The organism is Bacillus sp. FJAT-22090, from assembly GCF_007676755.1.
In the GTDB taxonomy this organism is placed as follows: Bacteria; Bacillota; Bacilli; order Bacillales_A; family Planococcaceae; genus Psychrobacillus.
On record NZ_VEBK01000010.1, the window covers coordinates 19,223 to 42,456 of the forward strand.

A 23,234-nucleotide genomic window follows, 5' to 3' on the forward strand; every position below is an offset into this window, starting at 1 on the left:
TTACTCCACCTTAAAATCCCTGATTCCAAAGAATTCGTTTCCTTCCTCGTCGATGTGCATATCAAAGGAGGTTTGTTCATTTCCTTTATTATCCACTACCGTAACTTTCCAGTAATATTGTCCGCTAGCGGGTTTTGCCATTTTAAATTCATTTTCACGAATATCCTTTTTTACTTCTAAAACTTCTGTGAAAAGTGGATCACGAGCGACAGTCACAGTATAAAAAAGATCGTCTTGTTGTATATCAAATGAAACTTGCCAAGAAAACAATAGCTCTGTATCTGTTACGACCACATCGTCTGTGTAAAATGGTTTTGGCTTTTGAATGTCTTCATAAAATCTTTGTTTTGCTCGTTCTGGTGTATCCTTCAACAGTTGTAGATCCGCTTCAAAATTGGTATTCACTGCAGGCAGGAATTGAATATCTGGATCTCTATACAGGAAAGGTTTCACTATTTCAGCATACTGATTTATCTGCGTTTCCACGGTTTTGGAATTAATGGTTTGAGATAGTTCTTCTACTTTGTCGATTAGTTGTTGAACATTCTTTTCATTTCGAAAATATCGGTTATGCAAAGTGTTTCCCCAAAAGTTACTTATACCTGCTTGATAGGGTCTAATTGAATTTTCATTTCTTTGTAGTTCCCACCCACCATCATAGTCCCACGGCAGGATGAACCATTTATCGGAGTTCAAAGGTGAATATAAATAGAAGTTATTGGCGTCTGTATCCATATTGTCCATTAGAATATTCGTAGCGGTCCATGTTAAAAAGTTATCCAAATCAAAATGCTTATCTATGACTTCCTCAATCGGCATTGCCATATTGTTGATGTCGTCCAGCATTGCGATGAGTTTGTCGTGTTCTTCCCTGCCCTTTATCTCTAAAATCGTTTCAAATGCCTTTTTATCGTATGTTGGGTCTGTTTGGGATTTAATTTCATTTGGATATCGTTGGAATTCAAAAAAAGTGACTTTGTATAAATAACCACTTGGATCTAACCAATGATTTTTTAAAAACATTTCGTTCGGTTGTTCTATTTGAGTATATAAACCGTAATCTTCATACTCTCCATTTTTTCCATTGGATAAGTCTTTTACGTACAAATGAACAAATTGCGTACGCAAGCTTGTCATATTAGCCATATTTTCCATCAAATCAAAGCTAAGCTTATTTCGCATTCGGCTTAAATCTCCAATATGTTTGTTTAGATTTATCGTCCGCTGATTTTGCCATAAGCCCGCTGTATCGAATAACTTAATTTTGTATGACTTTTGCGCTGCATAGCGGGAAGTATTTCCTCGTAGACTAACCTTCGCATTTGCTTCTACCGCTCCATTGCCAAACATCCCTTCTTTGGGACCTTTGCCATCCTCTGTACCTTCTGCAAAAATAATATCCATTTTTTCCTCACTGTATCGGTCCGTTATTCGATTAAGAGAATACCAGTCTAGTTTCTCCTTATCATCTGGTAGAACGGTGATATACAGTGACTTGATAGAATCATCTTCATCGCGTTCGTACAATCTTTTATCTTCCACTAATTTTTCGTTGTCTATTGTTTCCTGTACTTTCTCATCCGCTGCCACTTGTTCAGGCTCTTTGTTTGAACAGCCCGACAAAATAATACTGGAGGTTACGATAATAGCAAGTGTCGTAACGATTTTGGAAAACGAGAAATATGTTTTTTTCTGTTTCTTCTGGATGCTTAACGGTTGAGAACAGAACGTATAATAATCAATATTGGATAGAACATATAATAATCTTCCAATTGTCAGTAACAAAACTACAAAAGATGCAGCAAACATTCCAAGTCCGTTTATCCCCATTTTCATACTTATAAAAGTCAACATACCATTTAAGCAAAAAAACAATGCACTAATAACTAACACGCCTTTCTGATCGTCAAAATACATTAGCGCATGCAGTATAACAAACATAATAATGAAGAAAAAATAAGCTAGACATAATAAAATAAATAGATCTAATTGTTCCATCGAAAAACCGACTTTTGGTAAAAAAATAATGCCTATTGCAATAGATAAAGCTGTAAAAAGAAGCTGTACCTCTACTAAAAAACCGATGCGATGCAATAATACATCTTGCATTTTCTTCTTCGCTATACTCATACTTTTATACGTACCACCGTCTATTACATTCTTATAATAATTTAAAAAACGTTCATAAAAATCCGTTTCAACAATTACGACAAACATAACAAGAGAAGGTACAACTGAAATGTATGCATAAAAAACAGGTAAATCGTAAAAAGGCATCAATCTAAATCTCTCTGAAACTAGTAATTGGTCATCTGAGAAAAACCAGTAAACAAAATTATGAATATACACGCTTGCATAGACAAACAACCCGCTAAAAAAGACGGTTGGATATTTTCGGAAGTAGTATATAAAAGAAAAATAATTCCTCTGTTCATTTCGTGGAAATACTTGTTCAAAATGATACATTGCTGAGCCTACAATAATCGCGAACCCCATATCCATTCCAACTAAAGCGATTGTCGTAGCGTTAAATGTTGTAAGTTGGAATAGGACATAGCTAACGATAATAGATACCAATACTCCAATTGCAAAGCCACGTACTATCCTTTTATAATCTTTAAGCGCTGATAAATATACACCTTGAATCCAAATGATAATAAGTTCTATAAAAAACAAATAGGCGGCTATTTTATAGCCGATACTTTCATCCACCCCGTATAGAAAAATACTAGTAATTATTCCGCCAATAGGTAAAATGATGATCAGCGCCCCGTAGAACGAGGAAATAATCTCTTCATACTTTTTTTGATAGATCATATCTGCGATGAATCTAGTTAAGACCATGGAAAGTCCAGAAGTCAAAACGATGGAAAAAATGAAGCAGTACGTCATTGTGGAGATGAATAATTCATTATCTAGAAATCTACTGCCATTTGATAACATCATATTTTGTTGGACGAACACTAAAATTATACATAAGACCATTGGACCAATCGTTGTCAAAGAAGAATATGCATAAGCTTTCATATTTTGAAGAATTCCTTCTTCTCTATATAATTTTCTTAGTTCAAAACCTATACCTGCCATGCTAGTTTACCCTCCTACCGATTGATACAATTTCCGATAACTTGCGATGAATTCGCTACGTTTGTATTTATTTTTCACACGATTATATCCGTTTTCACCCATTTTTTCTCTTAGCTTTTTATCCTTACATAACTGGACAACATAATTCGCTATTTCTTCATAGTGCATCACTGGTGCGATGAAACCTGCATTGCCGTAATTATCGTTTTCGCTACCGCTAATCAATTCCTTACATCCACCAACATTCGTACATACAAAAGGCTTGGAGCTAGCCAACCCTTCTAAAATTGCTAATGGTTGTCCTTCGCTGATGCTCGTCAACATGAGAATATCCATTTGGCCAACGTAGTCCTTTACTTGTACCATTCCAGTAAATGTAATATTCTTAATTCCCAAAGCATCCACCATCTGCATACATTCCTCATAATAGGCATCGTCTTCATCAGCAGGTCCCATAATGTATAGTTCTACATTTGGTATTTCACTTTCCACTAGTGCAAAGCTTTGAATCATTGTTTTAATGTCCTTAATTGGCACCACTCGAACGATAGCTCCTATTCGGATGATTTCCTTGTCAGGAGCTTGCAATAGATTGCTATAGTTTATAACATCTACTCCATTTGGAATAAGGAGGATTTTGTCTTCTGGACATCCTAATTCTATTTCTATTTCTTTGTTTCGATTGAATAAGGTTATTACTTTGTCAGAAGTCTCATAAATTGAACTAGATAGTGTATAGAAGTAGTTGATCCATAAATCTTTGAAATATCCTTTTACCCAATCCGCTTTAATAATTTCTTCTTCTCTTTCGCGAGAATATATACCATGCTCTGTCAATAGTAGTGGCTTATTGTACAAGCATTTTGCAAGCGCTCCTACTACTCCAGCGTATCCAGTAGACACAGAATGGTAGATATCCGCTTTAGGAACTTCATGACGAATTGTTAAAAATAAGGGAAGTATCATGGAGTTTACTGTCCAAAATAATTCCGTAAAGGGAACTTGACTGTATTCATTTTTCCCTAAATACTCGACTAGATCAAAATAGTCTTTACTAGATAAAAATTCCCTGACGTTTTCGAACTTTTTACTTTTTATCAAATCAAATAGATCTTTCCAATTAACTTCGTTACTCCCATTCACAAGCGAAACAAGATTATTCCGTTCACTTGAGGTGAGGTTATATCGTTTTCCCCATCGTTTTTCTTCGAATAAATATTCATCTAGAAAGATTTCTTTTACTTCGATTAAGTTTGGTGGAAGCTCATACCGAAATTTTCCCTTTTGTTTTGTTTCCGCTCCAATGGCATACACGATGAATTCATGTTCTTGCATTTCTGTGATCAGACTATGAATCCAGCTGGATACCCCACCTGTGACATAAGGATATGATCCTTCTGCAATTAAACAGATTCTCATTCTAATTGCCCCCAAATTCTATTTTGAAATTAGAGTCATGTGCAGTTACTAAATAAGTATTGTCATCTATTTTCTTAACTGCACAGTTTTTTAATCGTCCAATCTTTTTATCTGTTCGTAAGATATAGGATGTTTCCGATTTATAATTCGTTATTTTTCCTTGAATACTGCTTTCTTCTTTTGTCCAGCTTACGTTAGTATGAAGGTTTGCAGCCATTTCTAATGCTGCCTCCGTTGCTGGCAGCGCACGAACCCATGGATATGTCTTATTCACACGCTTCATGTATTTGTCGAATAACTTATAATTTTCGTCCCAGCCCATATTATTACTCCTATCACTACTTATGACGTCATCGGGATGCACAAAGTGAGAAAACACGCCGACTCCAGTCATCGTATTTGCCTCCGCCCAGCGATTATATGCTGTCTCAAAATAACCAGAAGTGACTCTGGGCATTTCAATAACCCCATCTCCTGCCACTTCAAATTCTTGAACATAAGCTGTTCCAGTTTCATCTTCTCCATACAATGAGGAAATTACCGTTAAGTCCTGCCATGTCTGTTTCATCGCTTCTCTTCCTTCCTTCGAAAGAACGTTGGAAGGCGGGACATAGGAGGTAATTGTATAACCAGGGAAAGCGTCTTTTGCATAAGTAAGTAGCTCTTCTATAGACTTAGACATATCCTCTGTTTTTTGCCATTCGTTATATCCAAATTCCGTTGCAATTGCTTTATCAAGTACAAGTGATTGATGATTATATCCGTGAAAACCTAGTTCTCCCCCACTTTTAATAAGCTCACGACCAAAGGAAATAAGGTAATGGCTATCTTTATCTTCAGCTGTATCAAAAGGGGGTTGCACTCGGTCATTGTATGACTCGATAATGGCCCCTGTGTATTTCATATCGTATTTTTTGGAAGTTTCCAGCATATTTGGCCACCATACTTCTTGATAAAAAGAAGCTATATCTCTCTTATACTCTTCATAAATAATTGGGTTAGTCCCTTTTGCTATTGGTGAAGGAAAATCATCGATAAAAAATACTTTCGAGTTGAAAATAGAGTATATAAAATTAGGTTCCAATAAACTTAAAGCACCTGCAAAAAATCCCCGGTTTATCTTTTCTTGTAGCATTTCACCGTTGAACGTCATAAACGCTCCTTTTCCATAATTACTTTTCCATAAGAGCGGTATTTTATTAACACTTTCCGCCAACAGCTCAGCTTCTACGTCTAGATCTACACTAATGGCAGAGTTATGGATAAAATCATCATCCAAGAAGAGTTCCTTTTCCCCTATTAATACATTGGAAGTTAAATGAATTCCTCTTGCGTCAACAACCGTATCAAAAGAAGAGATCCCAAATTTACGATATAGAATTTGATAGTCTGTCTCTATGTCTAAGACAGACATAAAAAAGATATATCCCCCTTCGAAAACAAATTGTTCAATCTCTTCTGCCTTACCAATATCCTTTAGCTTGTCCGTTGCAAGTATTACAACTTGACAGTTTGATAAATCAACTGATTCATTCGTTATATCTACTACAGCTAATTTCTTTTTCATATATAGCAGCGTGTGGGAAGCATTATCTTTCAACTTTGTGCTATATTCATCGGATGGATTATATAAAACGCAGTAGTTGTTTCCACTTTGCTCCAGATCATTCTCCTGGGAAATGTCCGCTAGAATTTCATCTCTTCGTTCGATCAAGTTCTGGTTTTGTTGAAACTTCAAGACAAATTGCGAACGGGAAACCTGTAGCAAGATACCAAATAGCAATACAAATAATATGATGATGTATATCTTTTTAGAGAAGTTCCCTTCTACTTTCATGTTCTGTTCCCTCCGACCAATACCTAACAATAGTAAGTGCCCTATTGGAAAGTTTGATAGTCGATTTCTTCAGTTCATCCAATATACCTTGCATTTTTATTGTAGATTTAGTTGTATAATATAATTTCAATAAACTAACGTATGGATTCTCCGAGTTAGGATATTTCTTTAAATACTCATTGCAGGTAGCTTCTGCAGCCGAGTATTCATTCATCTCCATTTCTGTTTTTATTTTTTCTTGAAACGTTTCCTCATCTACGTTTCCATTGCGGATAAGCTGACTTAGCACATGTATATAGGTATACTTATATTTCCTAATGGTCTGTTTATCTAAAAAACCGCTTCCCATATACTCTTTTAGCACTTGTGCGTAGGCGTATCCTACATGAACATCGTCACTCTGTTGGTCAAACTTCACGGAAAGCTCTTGCATAGATATAGATAGTTTTCTCTTTATCTCCATCACTGCAGTTACTGCATAATGGGACGTCTCCGTATCTTCATTTAGCACAGCAGTTTTTAATACATCCATGTATTGCAATGTATCCTCTTTTAATACATCAATCATTACTTTCCTTCTATTGGAGTAGTTGCTTACTACTAACGCATCTTCTATAGGAACAATATCTAGTTCCTTTTCTTTATCTATTTTTTCTTGAATTGCTAGTATTTCTAATGAAATATCCTCGTCTTGCTGACTAATGTAACTCCCAAATAATTCACCTTTATTTTTGATAAACTTATTTGCAGTTACAATCGGCAGAGCCCATCCAATTACCGGTAAAAAAGTTACAATCGTCATTTTTAAGAGCCATTCTTTACGACTCTTATTGGATATAAATAGCAGTACAATTCCGGATAAAACGATATACATCAAGTAAAAGTAAATCATTTTATACCTCTCCCTCTAACATTTTCAATTTAAACCCGTTTTTCTCGAATCGGGATAGCACAGTTTCCCCGTCATTTTTGGTTGTGTTAGATAGAAGGACGAGTAAATTGTTCTCTTTACTATGTCCAATATAATCTGTTTCACGAAGCAGATTCGTGATTTCTCTCGAATAATCAGCAAGCATTTCCTCCTCGTAAGCCCCCTCTAATAATAAGAAAGGAGTGTTATGCTTTTCTTTCGCTTCTTTTTTGCTCAGTAAAATCTCTGCAAACACGTTATTCTTCAAAATAGTCGTATTCGGAATGTAACGGTCGGTTTCAGTTGCTTCAATATAGCTAAACGCTCTTCCTAAAGCGGATTCTACTAATTCTGTTACTACTTTAAAAAGATTTTCATGATACAAGGAGAAACTGTCAAAGTCGAGATCATTGATCGTTATAATCGCTGCAATTCTATTGTGATGATAAATAGGTGCTGCCATTAAAGGTACATTCGAATTTAGTTGTTTATTCACAAATACTTTTCCATCTCTTAAAATACTGCCGACGTATTCCGTCTCCTCCACTTTAATGGAGTTAATACGAGGCATCTCAGAATCATTCGCATGGGCTATTAATCGTAAAAATGAATTGTTTTTATTGAATATATAGATGGAGACATTTTTTACATTCATAATGGTCTGTACAACGTTAACCGTCCTTGTGAATACTTTTTCAGGCTCCAGACCATCTAATTCTTTTACGATGGAATGGATTTTCCCAAAACTATCACCGCTATTGAGCATACGTAATTGTAGCTCTTCTTTTACTTCTCGCATTTCTGAATAAATTCCATTTAAAAAATCATATCGTTCATCTAATTCTTCCATTTTTACTTTTTGCTCGTTTAGCATATTGGTTTTCCTTTGCGTTGAGTAGCCTACCACCAAACCAACAAATAGGAATAATGCAACTTGGAAAAAGAATGATGTATCGTAGAGTAATGAAACCATTTCCCGACCTTCCAATAACTTTTCAATCACAAGCAACCATACAGATAGCCCTACAGCTATGATGGATTGTCTATTACCATATATAACGCCGATAACCATGATATAAAATATGCCCACACCTAACGTATCTAAAATACTTACTTGGTTTGTTAGCGTAAGCCAAGTAATAAACGAAAATACTAATAAGTTTTCTATATAAGGTTGGACTTTTTTATAGATAGGAGAAGTTTTTTTCTTAGATTGGACAGTGGTTATCGCGGTTTCTTTCTTTACTTGCCTTGACTGTGCCCAGTTATACGTACGTTTCAAGCCAGCTTCCATATCGTACATCGGACTCCAATCGAGCTCGTCTTTTATCTTTTGATTGCTTAATACGGATTTATAAATATCCCCTTCTCGTGCTGCCAAATGATTGGTTTGAATATCTCCATGGATATTTCTTAACATATCTACTATGTGATTAATGCTATTTTCTGTATTAGTAGAAAGGTTATATATTCCTTCTATCGTTGAATTTGAAGTTCGAAAAATGGCATCCGCCACATCTTCTACATAGATAAAATCCCTTGTCTGCTCACCATCTCCAAATAGGTCCAAAGGTTTGTTGTTCAGGATTCTATCCAAAAAGATGGAGATAACTCCACCTTCTCCTTCATTATTTTGTCTAGGGCCATATACATTGGAAAATCGAAAGCAAACACTCTCAAAGTCATGTATTTCCTTCCACTTTTGGCAATACTCTTCGCCCATCCATTTACTTATCCCATAAGGTGAAATAGGTTTTCTTGCTTCGTCTTCTTTTAAAGGAAGACGATCGTTTAAACCGTAAACAGCTGCAGAGGAAGCAAATACAAATTTCTTTACTTTATATTTTTGAGAAAGCGTTAAAATGTTTACTAATCCTACAACATTAACTTCTAAATCTTCCTTGGGAGCTTTAATTGATTTGGCTACACTTACTTGCGCAGCTAAATGAACAACTACATCAAAACGGTAGGACTTGAAAATCTCCTCACATTTTGCATCCTCTACAGAGAGGGTATAACTTTTATGTTTGAATGAAATATTCTCTTCTTTTCCAGATGACATATTATCGATAATAAAAACTTCGTAGCCTTCCTTGAAGTACCTGTCCGCAACATGCGACCCAATAAAACCATATCCCCCAGTTATCAATACTTTCATTCACATTACCGTCCTATCTATTATTTTTGTTACTGCGAATAAACATAGGCAATTATTAATCTTTAGCAATCATCAAATCTTTTATCTTAGTTGTAATTCTATTAGCAAGAGATGGTTGCATGATGAATGTATAAATTCGGTTATTTAGAAACAAGTTACTTTTTTCTTTTTTATCATTTAATTGAATATTGTTTTTTGGATTTTTACTGTAAATGATATTGTTCAAAAATTGGTTCTCTTCTACGTTCCATTGAACTGTTATATCCCCATATCCTTCACCTAATTGATCATTAAAGTTTAATATATTGTTTGATATGACGTTTTTATAGGCCCCGCCATTTGATTGATTAGCCCCACCGATAATTATTCCTGCACCATTATTGTTATAAATAATATTATTTTTTGCCGTAATATAGCTTGTTTGTTTCCCATTGTTTTCACTTGCCAATTCAATCCCAAAATCATTGTTATAAACCAAGTTATTTTCGATGACTATATCTGTGGAACCATCGGCATAAATCCCAGCCGCCGAATTACTTCCTTTATAAGCAGGATTATTTCCTGATGAGTTATTGTAAACCTGATTATTTGCTATCTTTCCATTTCTCACTTGATCCCGACAATTCGATTGACATGCACCATAAAACCCTGCGACATCAATTCCAATATTGTTGTTATGATGGATGCTATTATCTGAAATGATAAACCCATCGATATTTCCACTTAGTGTTAGCGATTCACTACTTCCTAGTATGAGATGATGGATTTCATTATTTTGTACTTTAATACGACTCATCGTGTTGGTAGAATTACCGTAGAAAAGGATTCCATGTGCATTACCTTTTTTAGATTCATTTTTAATATGATGAATATTATTATCGACTAGCTGTATATCACTTCCGCCTTCGCTAACAAGAATACCAGCAGGATACTTGTTGGAATCGTTTGTACTTAAATTTCTAATTTCAAACCCTTTTACGGTAATATAACTCGCATTTTCCAAATAAAATAAAGCCCTATTCCCATCTTCTAATGTAAGATTACTCCCATCCAACACGGGGGCTTCCCCAGGAAAAGCTTTAAATGAAATATATCCGTCCTCCTGTGAACCAGAAACGGTTATATGCACAAACTCCGAATATTTACCCTCCCGAACATATACTGTATCTCCTGCCTCCATTTTATCTGCAGCCCTCTGGATCGTTCTCCAAGGTGCATCTAATGTGCCATCGTTAGAATCATCCCCATTACTTGATACATAAAAAACATTTTTCTCTAGCTCTAGAGCATTTGCATGTAATGGAATTAACGTCAGGACAAAAGCACCAAGTAAAATCAATTTCATCCAGCATTTCTTATATATACGGCATGACCAAATCCCTTTGTTATCCAATTTTAGTGACCTCTCTCTTATATTCCTTCTATTATTCGTGATTTCCTCAATTTATATCATAAAATTTCGCTCTTACATTTCTCTTAAACTTTCCAACCTTTTTCACATTTTCAACAGGGAAAAAGGTTAAAACTTCCGCTGAGGGGATAAAAAGTTCTGATTATATTACAGGGATGTTAATAGCAGAATTTTTGGTTTGGGGAACTTAGCACATGGTTTGGGGAACTCGTGTCACTCTTTGGGGAACTCATCACACGCTTTGGGGAACTCGTGTCACTCTTTGGGGAACTCACTCGACTTTGGGGAACTCGTCACACGCTTTGGGGAACTCCATCCACTCTTTGGGGAACTCATCACACACTTTGGGGAACTCACTCCACTCTTTGGGGAACTCACCCGACTTTGGGGAACTCGTGTCACGTTTTGGGGAACTCGCTCCACTCTTTGGGGAACTCGTGTCACTCTTTGGGGAACTCATCACACACTTTGGGGAACTCGCTCCACTCTTTGGGGAACTCGTGTCACGCTTTGGGGAAATCACTCGACTTTTGGGAACTCGTCACACGCTTTGGGGAACTCGTGTCACGCTTTGGGGAACTCACTCCACTCTTTGGGGAACTCACTCGACTTTGGGGAACTCGTGTCACGTTTTGGGGAACTCACCACACGCTTTGGAGAACTCACTTGGTTTTGGGGAACTCACTTCACTCTTTGGGGAACTCAGCGCACGTTTTGGAGAACTCGTCCCACTCTTTGGGGAACTCACCCCAGGCTTTGGGGTGTTACTGGTGCCTAGCACCAGTAACAATTCTGTAATATAAAAAACAGCTATCGCTTGGGAGCGATAACTGTTTGGATTATTGATAGGTTAGGTATTTAAGGTAGTCTTTCCAACTGACTGCTTTGATGCTATTCCATGTTGGGAGTTCTCTAGGGAATGGCAGGAAAGCTGGCGCATCGTTGTTTTTTGGTTCTGCGTTTAATATGATGCTTTCGCTTTCTACCCCTTCAGACAGGATAGCATATTGTTTTATGTCGAATGGCACCGTAACAGGAACTCGAATAATTTTTCCTTCATTTGTTAGAGTGTATACTTCCGCAGTTTCTTCTGTGCGGTTGAGTAGCCAGTTTGATCTTATGCGTACGGCGTTTTCTGCTTCTTTTGTAGTGATGACTGAGTTTATATTTGCGGCAAATGGCAATGTTTCTAGGGAATCGTCTAGTTGAACTCGCACTTCGTAGACGGGTTCTTTTGTTTCATTACCAAATTGCTTGTATGCTTGTAGCCATTTTGAATCGTTTGCTGGCACTTGTGTTTTAGCAGAAATTGTACCTTCAACTACTTCTTCACGGTGACCAGAATAGTTTTTGACGAGTTGGCCTTCATTTATTTGATGCCATTCCACCTCGTTTGCATAGGTGACAATCGATTTTTCATTTGCATAAATAGTTATAAAATAGGTGCCGTTCTTTTCCGCAATTTCAGCGATATTTCCATCCATCGGGCTAAGCAATGCCGCTTCTCCGGCTTCTTGGTTTAACTGCGTGTTTAGAATCTGTAGCTTACGATCTAATTCAGCAATTTTTTGTTCTGTTTCGGCAATCGCATGCGCAAAATTTCCTTTTGGTGAAACGTTTACGTCGACTTGTACATTTACTTCGAGCTCTTCATTGCTCGCCGAACTGTTGCTAGAAGAATTGGAATCTGCTCCGGCACGCTCGGATTCCAGATTTTCCATAATCTCATGCAATTTCGATTGTTCTTGTGTATATGCTTGTTGTTCCGTTTCCCAGAACGAACGCTGGACATCTGCAGATTCCGTGTTCAGTAGCGCAAGCTCCTCTCCTTGCTGCACTTCATCCCCTTCTGATACGACGATATCGCTGACTGCATCAGCACTTATAGGAACTACTGTCTCGTTTGTAGGGACGACAACGGATTCTTTTTCAAGCTCTTGCGCATATGTATGTTCATTTACGCGGTCATATTCATGTACGTAATAGGATCTTGGAATGTCGCTTTTATTCGAAAACAATAAAATGGCATTTGCAGCAATAAAAGTGGAAACAGCGATTGAAATGCCGATCGTTATCAATTTCTTCATACCGTTTTCCCCCCCTCGAACCAAGACTCAATTGGGAGTACTTGAATTCCTGATACTAACACGGCAAGAACTAGTTGAATCGCTATTAAAATAAGAAGTAGATTACGAGAGGACATAGTTGTAAATGCTCGTAAAAACTGAAATTGAATAGCAATAACTAGTGCTGTAATAATTGTCAGCTCATTGAAAAAATAAGTAAAGAACTCATTTTCTAAAAACGTCGCTGCGAGCGGACCAAATGACAATATAGAAAACTCAGTCGTATAGCCAACCACAGCGTATAAGAAAAAGATAAATGCTTTTTCCATTAATAACAAAGCTACTACAAAAAGTTGTAACACAGCTACTTTGGACAGCTCAACCTTTGTAATTTTATGTATAAGGAAGGCAAGACCGAAGAAATGAAATGCCATATAAATAATGGACCAAATAATTGCTCCGACTAAAGAAGTTATTCTTGCAATGACAAATGTATCTTCAAATCCACCTACGAAAATGGATGTGAGTTCTTCTGTATGCATTCCCCATAAATCTCGCAGTGCAAACAGAAGAACACCTAAAAATGCGACGAGCCATACACGCTTTTCAAAACTGCGCATCGTTGAATCTTTTAGTGAGCTGATTAACTCATTTCGGTTAAAAAGATATTTCCAAAATCGAAATTCAAAAAACATTCCATTGTTCCCCCTCTTATGGTTGAACAGTTACTTCCGCATAAGCACCGGTTTTCATCCCTTTTCCCGTTTTCGCTTGGAAAGTAGGATGGATGAGTAGTAAGTAGGCTGCTCCTTTTTCAAGTGGTGCTTTTGGTGTAATGACGAACTGATTGGATGACTTTTTTGTGAGCATTATAGGAACGCTGCCCGTATCTCCTAGTTTGACCAATTCCACTTTTTGTTCCCTGGTATCTACTACGGTATTTGAAAATGTAACTGTAAATTTTTTTGTTGTCGGCACTTTTTGCAGTGCAGGCATTTTTTTATAGGTTTTATTAGCTTCAATAATGCTGTCCAAATGGGCTTTTGCCAGTTCTTGCCCTTGTGCTGTCGTAACTTGTGGTTTGACGCCGGTTTTATGAATTGGTGTTCCTTTTGGTCCAGTAAAATTAGCTACAGTCAGTTTTAAGTAGGAACCATCAGAAAGATTGTAAAACGTTTGCATAGAGCCTTTTCCATAAGTAGTTTGCCCATAAAGTACGGCTGATTTTTGGTCTAGTAGTGCTCCAGCAGTCATTTCCGATGCGCTAGCACTATAGCCGTTTATAAGTACTTTCGTATTTGAAGGAAATAGGGACGATTGTGGCACAGATTTAACCAGCTCTGATTGTTGTCTTGTATGAAGGGCATAGGCATACGGACTTTTTGGAAATAAACCAATCAGTTCTTCGGCAGTATGTACATAGCCCCCACCATTATTGCGTAAATCTAGAATAAACGAAGTTGCCCCTTGTTTTTGAAGCGTATTTTTTGCCTGTTGTACAAGGGTTGCACCATCATCGGAAAATGAAGTCAGTCCAATATAACCGACATTTCCATATAAAAGCTGCTTAGACACAGTGGGAACACTGAACTGTTTTCGCGTTAACTTGTATGTTTTTTTGAGATTAGTAGACTTCAATATTACAAGTTGCACAGTAGTTCCATCCTTACCTGTGATGAGCGACGATGCCTGTTGAATAGACATACCTTCTGTAGGAGTTCCATCAATCGACAAAATAATATCGCCGGGAACTATCCCAGCCTCCATCGCTGCCGCTTTTTCAAACGTACTCACAATTTGAATCCCTTTTTTATGCTCCTCAATCGTGACCCCAATTCCAGTAGTCGTATTATTGATAGAGCTCGTGTACGCTTCAAACTCATCTTTTGTAAAATAAGTAGAATAAGGATCTAGTTGCTCTATAATCGCATCAATCGACTTAAGACTTTTTAAATTGGAAGGAATCTCTCCTTTATATGTTTCACTAACCAGTTGCTTCACTTCATCTAGAGGTGCTGCTGAAGTCGGAATTGGATTTAATAATATACCAATCGTCATTATAGCTGCCGCTAATGCAGAAATCCCCTTCATCCCAATTCCCCCTTCTTACCTTTATAAACCTATATTACCCCAAAAATCCTTCTCCTGCAGAAATTTCTATCCTTATTTTCTTCTTTAAAATTTTGATTCAAAAATAAGACAATCGTGCAGCTGTATATGTGCACGATTGTTTGAAAAAGTTATATTAAAAAGCATCTTCTATTTTAAAAGTTGCAAGATGGATTGGGCCTGTTGCATATGCATACTCAATACATATTGGCCCGCTTGCATTAATATATTTGCTTTTGTAAGAGCCATTATTTCTTTGGCTATATCGGCATCTCTTATTCTAGATTCCGCTGCTGTTAAATTTTCTTCCATGTTCACTGCATTATTATAGGCATGCTCTAAACGATTTGTGTAGGCTCCCATTCGAGAACGTTCATTTGATACTTTAGTTATTGCTTTATCGAGCTCCCCGATTGCGTTATCTGCCGCGTCCCTAGAAGAAATGGATAGATTTTCGATACCAAGCGTAACTGATCCCATATTGCCTATTGTAAGTTCAATATGTTGACCAGCGTTTGCTCCCGCTTGAATTTTAATGGACGACTGAGTACCGTCTAGTAATGGTTTCGTGTTGAATTCTGTATCGGTCGATATGCGTGTAACTTCTTTTTTTAATTCTTCAAATTCGAGTGCTAGTTGTTCTCGGTCATTATCCGTCAGTGTATCATTGGCAGATTGTACACTTAATTCTCTCATTCTCTGCAAAATGGAGTGCGTTTCATTGAGAGCTCCTTCTGCTGTTTGGACAAGTGAAATTCCGTCTTGAATATTACGGGCAGCCTGACCAAGTCCTCGAATTTGAGCACGCATTTTTTCTGAAATAGCAAGGCCAGCCGGATCGTCTGCTGCACGATTGATACGATATCCAGTTGAAATTCGTTCCATAGACTTATTCGCAATCGCCCATTGGGAGTTCATATTTCTAATAATGGATAAACCTGCCGCATTCCACATACCTAGCATCCTAGCATCTCCTTACTATTTCAATGTTTCTACTTATATCGACTTAGCTTGCTTTTTTTAAAGTGGAAAGTTTATATCTCAAGATTATTGTTACGAGTGTCAGACACACGTAATATTTCTGTAATAAAAAAGATAATAGAGTTTAATTTGTTGAATTTTTGGGGAAGATAGTTGTAACTTTTAGTTTTATTTTTCGACTTATTCTTTAATCGATATATTTCCCGGGAAATTTACAAGAAAGGAGTTTATAGTATATGAAAATCGACAAAATGATAGGATTGAATTGGGGGGACATTTTGTTTGGAGTGCTTGGATCAAGTGGATTCGTTTTGTTTTTATACTTTTTTACATCATTTTAATTTCTTACGAATATAAAAACACCTATCGAAATGAGTTTTTTCGTTAGGTGTTTTTATTTATCAATATTATTCAAAATGAGAGCCTCCGTTAAATTGCTTAATTTGTTGTAGTTTATCGAACAAAGCAATATTTTTATGAAGTAATGCGTAGTCAATCATGCGTTCATAGTTTTTTTGTTCGAGCTGCTTGATGATTTCATCACTTTCCAATGTTGCCGTTTTTAAATTTAATTGTCCATTTGTTTCAATAATTATTTGTAAATGCATATGAATATCCGAAACTAGCAATAGTTGGTATAGCGGTAATCGAATAAACCTGTTTCCTTTTTGAAAGACAAATACTTCCGATAAGTTTTCTACTTGTAATGTTTGGCTATTTATAATGATTTCTTTCCCTTCCACAGGTATAAAGTGGAACAGTTCATCATCTTTGCGAATAGAGAAGTATTGATATGCAAAAACTAACTTAATTTGATTTCCTTCTTGCTTTGTATAAAATGGCTTCATTAACTGTACTAGTAACATTTCATCCCCTCCTTTTTAGAATTTTCTGACTTATATTAGTTTATCATATTTTTTATATTTCGTGTAGTGTATTAGTTCAAAAAAGCAAATGCATTGTGCACTTGCTTTTTTGATTAGTTATTTCACTAGCACAGGATTCGGTCTGTTTCTTCCTCCAGAATAAAGGAAAAATCCTACCTTCCTAGGGTTATATCTAACTGCGAATGTTTGAAATACTTTTTGTAACAACTCAGAACGAGATAGCTCTCCATCGTTCTCTAAGTAAAAGGTGAAAGTTTTACTTTCAAAATCTAATTGCAAATCATAAACCGTAAAGTCTTCCGCTACTATTTGATTAATACGTGTTTCTACTTTCCCCGAATTTCGTATAAAGTATTTAATATCGTTTGATTTTACACCAACCAACTTTATTTCTTCTAAATTTCTCCTGGATTGATGATTTGTTATATCTAATAAATTAGGTATATACAACTGTATTTTCTCCACTACCACCACTCCCTTCTTATCTTTTTAATTACTAATATTAACATCATTGTAACAGGATGTATTTATATACTTATATACTATATAATTCATTTTATTTCACCAAAATCTCCATTTTGGCGATTTTCATTATACTTCTCCCTTATTTCGATATTCTAGTTTCATTGTATAGGGGGAGAATTGTATGACCTTTTATAAGCGTATTCGGGAATATCGAGAACAACTTGAAATTACGCAAATCGAAGCCTCTAGAAGATTGGGGATAGACCATTCTGTCTTGTCTAAGTATGAGCGAGGCGACCTTTCCATTCCGATTGAGTTATTAAATAAATTTATTGCTGTGTATAACATTCCCCAAGAAAAGTTTTTCGAAATGTTAACTGATAAAAAACATAAAAGTGACAATCCCGGGTTAGAGGCCAGGGAAAGTAGAGCCAGATATCTCGAAACCTTTCAAGAAGAAATAGTTGCCGAAATTACTCCTTTAAAGGAATTTCGAGATTTAGTTATGGATATAGTATCGATTTCTTCTAATGATAATGAACGAAGACGTTTTATCGCTAAACTACGCAATAAAACATAAGCTTTTACTCATGCTACTGTGAAAATATTTTACAGTTTTAAATGAGTGAAGGCTTTTTCTTTTGGAGAGCATGTGTAGGATTGCTCGATGGTTGCTCTCGGAGGAGATTTGGTTGCTCTCGGGTGGCAATTGGTTGCTCTCTCCCGACATTTCGTTACTCTCGACGTTGAATTGGTTGCGTTTAGCCATTTATTGGCTGATGCTATCGTCGATTCGGATTCATTTACTGCTTCACAGCGCGTTGGTTGCTCTCGGGTGGCAATTGGTTACTCTCACCAGACATTTAGTTGCTCTCGGCGTTGAATTGGTTGCTCTGCGGCTTGGTTTGGTTGCGTTTAGCCATTTATTGGCTGATTCTATCGTCGATTCGGATTCATTTACTGCTTCACAGCGCGTTGGTTGCTCTCGGGTGGCAATTGGTTACTCTCTCCCGACATTTGGTTACTCTCGACGTTGAATTGGTTGCCCTGCGACTTGGTTTGGTTGTGTTTAACCATTTATTGGAAGGTAATATCATCGATTCGGATTCATTTACTGCTTCACAGCGCGTTGGTTACTCTCCTTGTCGATTTGGTTGCTCTCGGTTGGCAGCTGGTTGCTTTCACCAGACATTTAGTTGCTCCCAACATTGAATTGGTTGCGCTTCGGCTTGGTTTGGTTGCGTTTAGCCATTTACTGGCAGACCCTATCATCGATTCGGATTCATTTACTGCTTCACAGCGCGTTGATTGATTTCCCAAACAGTTAGGTGCTCCTGAATCATAATTGGATGTGCTTAGCCAATTATTGACTAATACTACCGGGGATTTACCCAATTATTAATTCTGGTTACTAGACTTTTGGATACTCTTTGTGCAACCTCGAAAACATATTTTTGAAAAGGTTCGGGGGTGTGGCTTTTATTCGTGCACGATAATACGTATAATGAAGGGAAAGCCTTTTTTCTTAGGAGAGATTCACTTGAACCTTACTTCTTATCAAAAACTTGCAACACATTATAAAAAATATATAGACCAATCGATGGTTACGATTGAAAAGAAACTGCATCCTGCTATTTTGGAAGATGAAGAGCTTGTTCGACGTGCCGCTTTTTTTGTGCGGAATGGAACAGTCTCGATTACAAATTATTATCCTCAGGAGCATAAAATCGACTTCACGATTCGAGACGTTAGTAATATAGAGGTGACGTATAACCTTTTACATGATAGTTTTCTCTGTCCTTGTCCGATGCAGAAGCCTTGTAGGCATATTGTAGCGGCTGTTTTTTATTTGTATCAGCAGAATGATTCGTTGTCTACTTGGATTTCAGAATGGCGGTCGAATGCAGATCAGCAGCAGTTGGCATTATTAAAAGATGAGCGAAGTCCTAGAAGCTGGGATATTGTGGTGGACAATTTTTTTCGAAAGTTTATCTCCAATTATCCACCGACCAGTTTTTATTTACTTGAGTTTGCCGTGCATGATTTGAAAGCGCAAATTCGGAAATCACGGCCTTTTGAGCGAGAATGGCAGCCTATTTATGATATATATGTAAATCTTTCGATATTGATAAAAATTTGGCCGTATTTGGAACCTTTTGCAGAGTCAAATATGCGCAATCGTGTTTATCATTTTATTCATGAATATTTGGAAGAACTAGATGACTACTTGGCGCAACTTGCCTCAAAGCCTCGAATGTTTGCAGCCGATCCCTTTTATGATGAAATGATGCAACGCGTTCGTCATTTCTATTTTGAGACCGAGTCACTTCTTCGTTTCCGAAAACATGTGTATTTAGCGTTTTGGGATGCATTAGTGACGGATAAAGCGACACGTCTTAAAGAAGTTGAGTATTTGCGACAATTAGAAAAAACTGAAGAGGACATTCCTTTAAATATTGTTTTGCCTTATTTTTACCTAACATTATCGATGACCGATCAGTTGTTGGATGAAGCAGAGAAAATGCAAGCTGAGCAACTATTGGAATGGCTGGAAGTATGTGAAAAAGCGCTGCATTCAGGGAATAAAAATTTAGTGAATAATCTTGCGAGAAAGTTACTGCCTCATATTCCCTATTATTTAAATGAAGTTATTCCAAATCCATCACGTGTAATGCTTATTCGTAGATTAGAGTTATTATTCTCTGCGATTCAGTTACATCCAGCTGAACTAGAGAATCTATATCAATCATTCGGGCTGTATGGTGTGCAGTCCTATTCGAATTTACTATTAAAGGAGAAACGCTATCGTGATTGGATGGCTCTTCATCAATCAGCAAATTCATCACTTGAATATGCCGAGGCGTGCGGACTTTCCGTTGTGAAAGAAGAAGCCCCTGAAGTTTTGCTTCCTCTTTATCATCATTATGCAATGCGATTTATTAATGAGAAAAATCGTTATAGCTACAAACAAGCAGTTCGAATTTGGAAAAAAATGAAGCAGGTTGCAAAAAAGTCGAATGAAACGGATTATTGGAATGCTTATGTGGAAAACGTACGCGAAAAATACCGCCGTCTTCGTGCATTGCAACAAGAAATAGAGAAAGGAAACTTGCCACTATGACACAACCTTTATCTATTACAAAAGAATTTCCCTTAAAAATTGATGCTATTGGAAATGGAAACTTCCATTTAACAACGTTTAGCACCCCAGCCGATCAATGGATTCCCTATCTATATATCGATCACCGGGAAAGCTTTTTCGGACTTACTGCGCAAATTGAAGATAATGCTTTGATTGCAACTCCTGTAGAGATGGTTGAACTTTTTTCCGGAAAAATGCATCCTTTCATTGCATTCTCTGGTGTAGATGACGATTCTAAAGAATGGTTACAAACTTTTAAGGATGCCGCAAACGTTTGGTCCACACCCGATTTGTGGGGTCTATTAAGTATGAATGAGGATACTTTTGAAGTGAATGCACCTATAGAGAAAAAAGGAAAAACACTTATTGCTAACGCTGTTAAACAAAAACTATTTCAAGCTGGTCTTGCTATGGAGGATGTTCCGGCGCTTATTCCATTTTTCCAAAAAGGTGGGTGGCCGATAAAATCGCAAACTAAACATCCAAGTTTGTTGGTTGCATTAAGGCTATCGGAGCCGGAAGCACTCGATGATACTTGGTTGCTCGAAACAGTCGTTCGTGGAAAAAAAAGCAGTGTGTACTGGACACCCGCATTTCGGAAAAAGTCCTTACCTATTAAAGATGCACTACCAGATAAATGGAGTGAATTTAGCACTTATATAGAAGAAATTCAAACAAAAATGTTTTCGCTCATTACTTCAATTGACCAAAACAATCCTACAACGTTCTTCTCTTCTACTTTATCGGATGAAGAGGTACGTGTTTTTCTGCGAGACGACTTAGTGAAATTACAAGCGCTTGGGTTTGAGATTGTACTTCCGGCTTGGCTAAAAGCTGTAAAAGAAACGAAAATGCGCGTTAAAACGGTTGCTAAAACATCTAATACGTATAAAACTACTGCTGGTCTCAATGAAATTTTGCAATTTAACTGGAGTTTCTCTTTAAATGGGCAAGAAATTTCTTCAGAAGATTTTCAGCAAATGGTGAATGAAAACCGCTCTTACATTCAAGCCGGGAATGAGTGGTTTCGTATTGATGCAGCCTGGATGCATGAAATCCGTGAATTAATGAAGAAATCAGAAGATGAAAATTGGACGGTGAAAGAGCTGCTATTCCGAGAGATTCCAGAAGAAATGGCTCTTATGCTGGATGATGACGATCAGTCGGACGAAGACCCACTATTCCAATTTGAGATGCAAAAATCACTTCAAACATTGATGGAACAACTTTCTGAGAAGAAAGGTTTTCCTGCAGTCGAAGTTTCTCCTAATTTGCTGACGACGCTTCGCCCTTATCAACAACTTGGCCTTGAGTGGTTAGTTTTTATGCGAAACGAACAATTTGGTGCATGTTTGGCAGATGATATGGGACTTGGAAAAACAGTCCAATTAATTTCTTATTTATTGCATGTGCATGAAAATGAAGAGCGGCAAACACCATCACTCATCATTTGTCCAACTTCTGTTTTAGGGAACTGGCAAAAAGAGCTGGCAAAGTTTGCACCATCTTTGAAGGTCCAAACACATTACGGATCAGCCCGTACAAAAGAAATAGATTTAACTGCGGATGTTGTGATTACTACATTCGGAACTGCAATGCAAGACGTAGAATCTCTTGAAGAAATTGTTTGGTCTAGCATAACGCTTGATGAAGCCCAAAATATTAAGAATATGCATACGAAACAGTCACGCGCTATTCGCAAACTTTCTGGAGCCCATCACATTGCGTTAACTGGTACTCCTGTGGAAAATAGATTGTCTGAATTATGGTCTATTTTTGATTTTATCCATAAAGGTTATTTAGGATCGTTCCGCAAATTTCAGGAAAACTATATCGCACCTATTGAACGAGATAATTCTGACACAATTAAGCATAAGCTGCGTATAAAAATACAACCTTTCCTACTAAGAAGAACAAAGCAAGACCCAGAATTGCTTTTGAACTTACCGGAAAAACTGGAACAGCGTGAATACTGTGCATTGACTACTGAACAAGCTGCATTATATGAATCACTTATTCAGGAAACCGTGAGCAAGCTTGACACGCTTACTGGTTTTGAGAAAAAGGGGCTTATTCTAAAAATGCTTAGTAAGCTAAAGCAACTTTGTAATCATCCTGCTCTCTATTTGAAGGAGCCTTTTGATGATGCGGAGGAAATGCTGGAGCGCTCAGAAAAGTTAGCACAAATAGTTACACTTGCAGGTGAAATTGCAGCTCGCGGAGAGCAATGTCTTATTTTCACACAGTATATCGGTATGGGCCATCTACTGCAACACTGCTTAACTGAACTATATGATGTGGACGCACCCTTTTTGACTGGAAGTATGCCAAAAAATCAACGTGATCATTTAGTTGAAGCTTTTCAAGCAAAAGAGTTTCCTGTTTTCCTTTTATCATTGAAAGCTGGTGGAACTGGTTTAAATTTAACTGCTGCTAGTCATGTGCTGCATGCTGATCGCTGGTGGAATCCAGCGGTAGAAAATCAGGCAACAGACCGTGCATATCGAATTGGTCAAACGAATTTTGTGCATGTGCATAAGTTCATCACGATTGGAACAATCGAAGAAAAAATTGACAAATTACTTGTCGAAAAACAAGCATTATCGGAAGAACTAATTCACTCTAGTCAGTGGATTACAGAAATGTCCGACGCTGATTTAAAAGATTTGTTAACATTGTCTATTTAACATGTGAAACCTGACCGTGCTTCTTCGGTCAGGTTTTCCTCTCTTGATTCTCATTTTGAACTTTGCGGTCATTCA

At 37.1% G+C, this 23,234-nt stretch carries 15 protein-coding genes; 3 read left to right on the forward strand and 12 right to left on the reverse strand.

What is annotated here, in order from left to right:
* The 12 genes from pelG to FS486_RS12980 all read right to left on the reverse strand — a co-directional run bounded on the left by pelG (position 1) and on the right by FS486_RS12980 (position 17,330).
* Positions 1-3,087 carry an exopolysaccharide Pel transporter PelG gene (gene pelG, locus FS486_RS12920; protein ID WP_144511968.1) on the reverse strand — a complete coding sequence of 1,029 codons (3,087 nt, stop codon included), beginning with the start codon at positions 3,085-3,087 and terminating at the stop codon, positions 1-3.
* 6 nt (positions 3,088-3,093) lie between these two features.
* Positions 3,094-4,506, reverse strand: a complete 1,413-nt coding sequence (gene pelF, locus FS486_RS12925; RefSeq protein ID WP_144511969.1) for a GT4 family glycosyltransferase PelF — start codon at positions 4,504-4,506, stop codon at positions 3,094-3,096.
* Between the two features lies 1 nt (position 4,507).
* Positions 4,508-6,343 (reverse strand): DUF2194 domain-containing protein, encoded by a 1,836-nt coding sequence (locus FS486_RS12930; protein ID WP_144511970.1) that lies wholly within the window; start codon positions 6,341-6,343, stop codon positions 4,508-4,510.
* Positions 6,318-7,235, reverse strand: a complete 918-nt coding sequence (locus tag FS486_RS12935) for a hypothetical protein (RefSeq protein ID WP_144511971.1) — start codon at positions 7,233-7,235, stop codon at positions 6,318-6,320. Before FS486_RS12935 ends, FS486_RS12930 begins: the two co-directional genes overlap by 26 nt.
* Position 7,236: 1 nt before the next feature.
* Positions 7,237-9,411 carry an NAD-dependent epimerase/dehydratase family protein gene (locus FS486_RS12940; RefSeq protein ID WP_144511972.1) on the reverse strand — a complete coding sequence of 725 codons (2,175 nt, stop codon included), beginning with the start codon at positions 9,409-9,411 and terminating at the stop codon, positions 7,237-7,239.
* A 55-nt stretch (positions 9,412-9,466) separates the two neighbouring features.
* Positions 9,467-10,804, reverse strand: coding sequence for a right-handed parallel beta-helix repeat-containing protein (locus FS486_RS12945; RefSeq protein ID WP_144511973.1), 1,338 nt, complete (start codon positions 10,802-10,804; stop codon positions 9,467-9,469).
* A gap of 857 nt (positions 10,805-11,661) precedes the next feature.
* Positions 11,662-12,909: an efflux RND transporter periplasmic adaptor subunit gene (locus FS486_RS12955; RefSeq protein ID WP_144511975.1), complete on the reverse strand. Its 1,248-nt coding sequence runs from the start codon at positions 12,907-12,909 to the stop codon at positions 11,662-11,664.
* Positions 12,906-13,583 (reverse strand): hypothetical protein, encoded by a 678-nt coding sequence (locus FS486_RS12960; protein ID WP_144511976.1) that lies wholly within the window; start codon positions 13,581-13,583, stop codon positions 12,906-12,908. Before FS486_RS12960 ends, FS486_RS12955 begins: the two co-directional genes overlap by 4 nt.
* Positions 13,584-13,599: 16 nt before the next feature.
* Positions 13,600-14,979, reverse strand: coding sequence for a S41 family peptidase (locus FS486_RS12965; RefSeq protein ID WP_144511977.1), 1,380 nt, complete (start codon positions 14,977-14,979; stop codon positions 13,600-13,602).
* A 168-nt stretch (positions 14,980-15,147) separates the two neighbouring features.
* A complete protein-coding gene (locus FS486_RS12970) occupies positions 15,148-15,960 on the reverse strand; it encodes a flagellin N-terminal helical domain-containing protein (RefSeq protein WP_144511978.1) in 813 nt (270 codons plus the stop codon).
* Positions 15,961-16,385: 425 nt separating this feature from the next.
* Positions 16,386-16,844 (reverse strand): transcriptional regulator, encoded by a 459-nt coding sequence (locus FS486_RS12975; protein WP_144511979.1) that lies wholly within the window; start codon positions 16,842-16,844, stop codon positions 16,386-16,388.
* 117 nt (positions 16,845-16,961) lie between these two features.
* On the reverse strand, positions 16,962-17,330 hold the full coding sequence (locus FS486_RS12980; protein ID WP_144511980.1) for a hypothetical protein: 369 nt from the start codon (positions 17,328-17,330) through the stop codon (positions 16,962-16,964).
* 181 nt (positions 17,331-17,511) lie between these two features.
* On the opposite strand from FS486_RS12980, the gene FS486_RS12985 reads away from it, so the two are divergent.
* The 3 genes from FS486_RS12985 (at position 17,512) to FS486_RS12995 (ending at position 23,159) form a co-directional block, all read left to right on the forward strand.
* Positions 17,512-17,910, forward strand: coding sequence for a helix-turn-helix domain-containing protein (locus tag FS486_RS12985; RefSeq protein ID WP_144511981.1), 399 nt, complete (start codon positions 17,512-17,514; stop codon positions 17,908-17,910).
* A gap of 960 nt (positions 17,911-18,870) precedes the next feature.
* Positions 18,871-20,451, forward strand: a complete 1,581-nt coding sequence (locus FS486_RS12990) for a hypothetical protein (protein WP_144511982.1) — start codon at positions 18,871-18,873, stop codon at positions 20,449-20,451.
* Positions 20,448-23,159 (forward strand): DEAD/DEAH box helicase, encoded by a 2,712-nt coding sequence (locus tag FS486_RS12995; RefSeq protein WP_144511983.1) that lies wholly within the window; start codon positions 20,448-20,450, stop codon positions 23,157-23,159. The genes FS486_RS12990 and FS486_RS12995 overlap by 4 nt, the downstream gene beginning before the upstream one ends.
* The last annotated feature ends 75 nt before the right edge of the window (positions 23,160-23,234 follow it).

Bases quoted from the DNA above. Each gene is read 5' to 3' on its own strand.
- pelF (WP_144511969.1), bottom strand. From the start codon at position 4,506: ATGAGAATCTGTTTAATTGCAGAAGGATCATATCCTTATGTCACAGGT.
- FS486_RS12960 (WP_144511976.1), bottom strand. From the start codon at position 13,583: ATGTTTTTTGAATTTCGATTTTGGAAATATCTTTTTAACCGAAATGAG.
- FS486_RS12935 (WP_144511971.1), bottom strand. From the start codon at position 7,235: ATGATTTACTTTTACTTGATGTATATCGTTTTATCCGGAATTGTACTG.
- FS486_RS12995 (WP_144511983.1), top strand. From the start codon at position 20,448: ATGACACAACCTTTATCTATTACAAAAGAATTTCCCTTAAAAATTGAT.
- FS486_RS12975 (WP_144511979.1), bottom strand. From the start codon at position 16,844: ATGTTACTAGTACAGTTAATGAAGCCATTTTATACAAAGCAAGAAGGA.
- pelG (WP_144511968.1), bottom strand. From the start codon at position 3,087: ATGGCAGGTATAGGTTTTGAACTAAGAAAATTATATAGAGAAGAAGGA.
- FS486_RS12985 (WP_144511981.1), top strand. From the start codon at position 17,512: ATGACCTTTTATAAGCGTATTCGGGAATATCGAGAACAACTTGAAATT.
- FS486_RS12955 (WP_144511975.1), bottom strand. From the start codon at position 12,909: ATGAAGAAATTGATAACGATCGGCATTTCAATCGCTGTTTCCACTTTT.
- FS486_RS12940 (WP_144511972.1), bottom strand. From the start codon at position 9,411: ATGAAAGTATTGATAACTGGGGGATATGGTTTTATTGGGTCGCATGTT.
- FS486_RS12965 (WP_144511977.1), bottom strand. From the start codon at position 14,979: ATGAAGGGGATTTCTGCATTAGCGGCAGCTATAATGACGATTGGTATA.
- FS486_RS12970 (WP_144511978.1), bottom strand. From the start codon at position 15,960: ATGCTAGGTATGTGGAATGCGGCAGGTTTATCCATTATTAGAAATATG.
- FS486_RS12930 (WP_144511970.1), bottom strand. From the start codon at position 6,343: ATGAAAGTAGAAGGGAACTTCTCTAAAAAGATATACATCATCATATTA.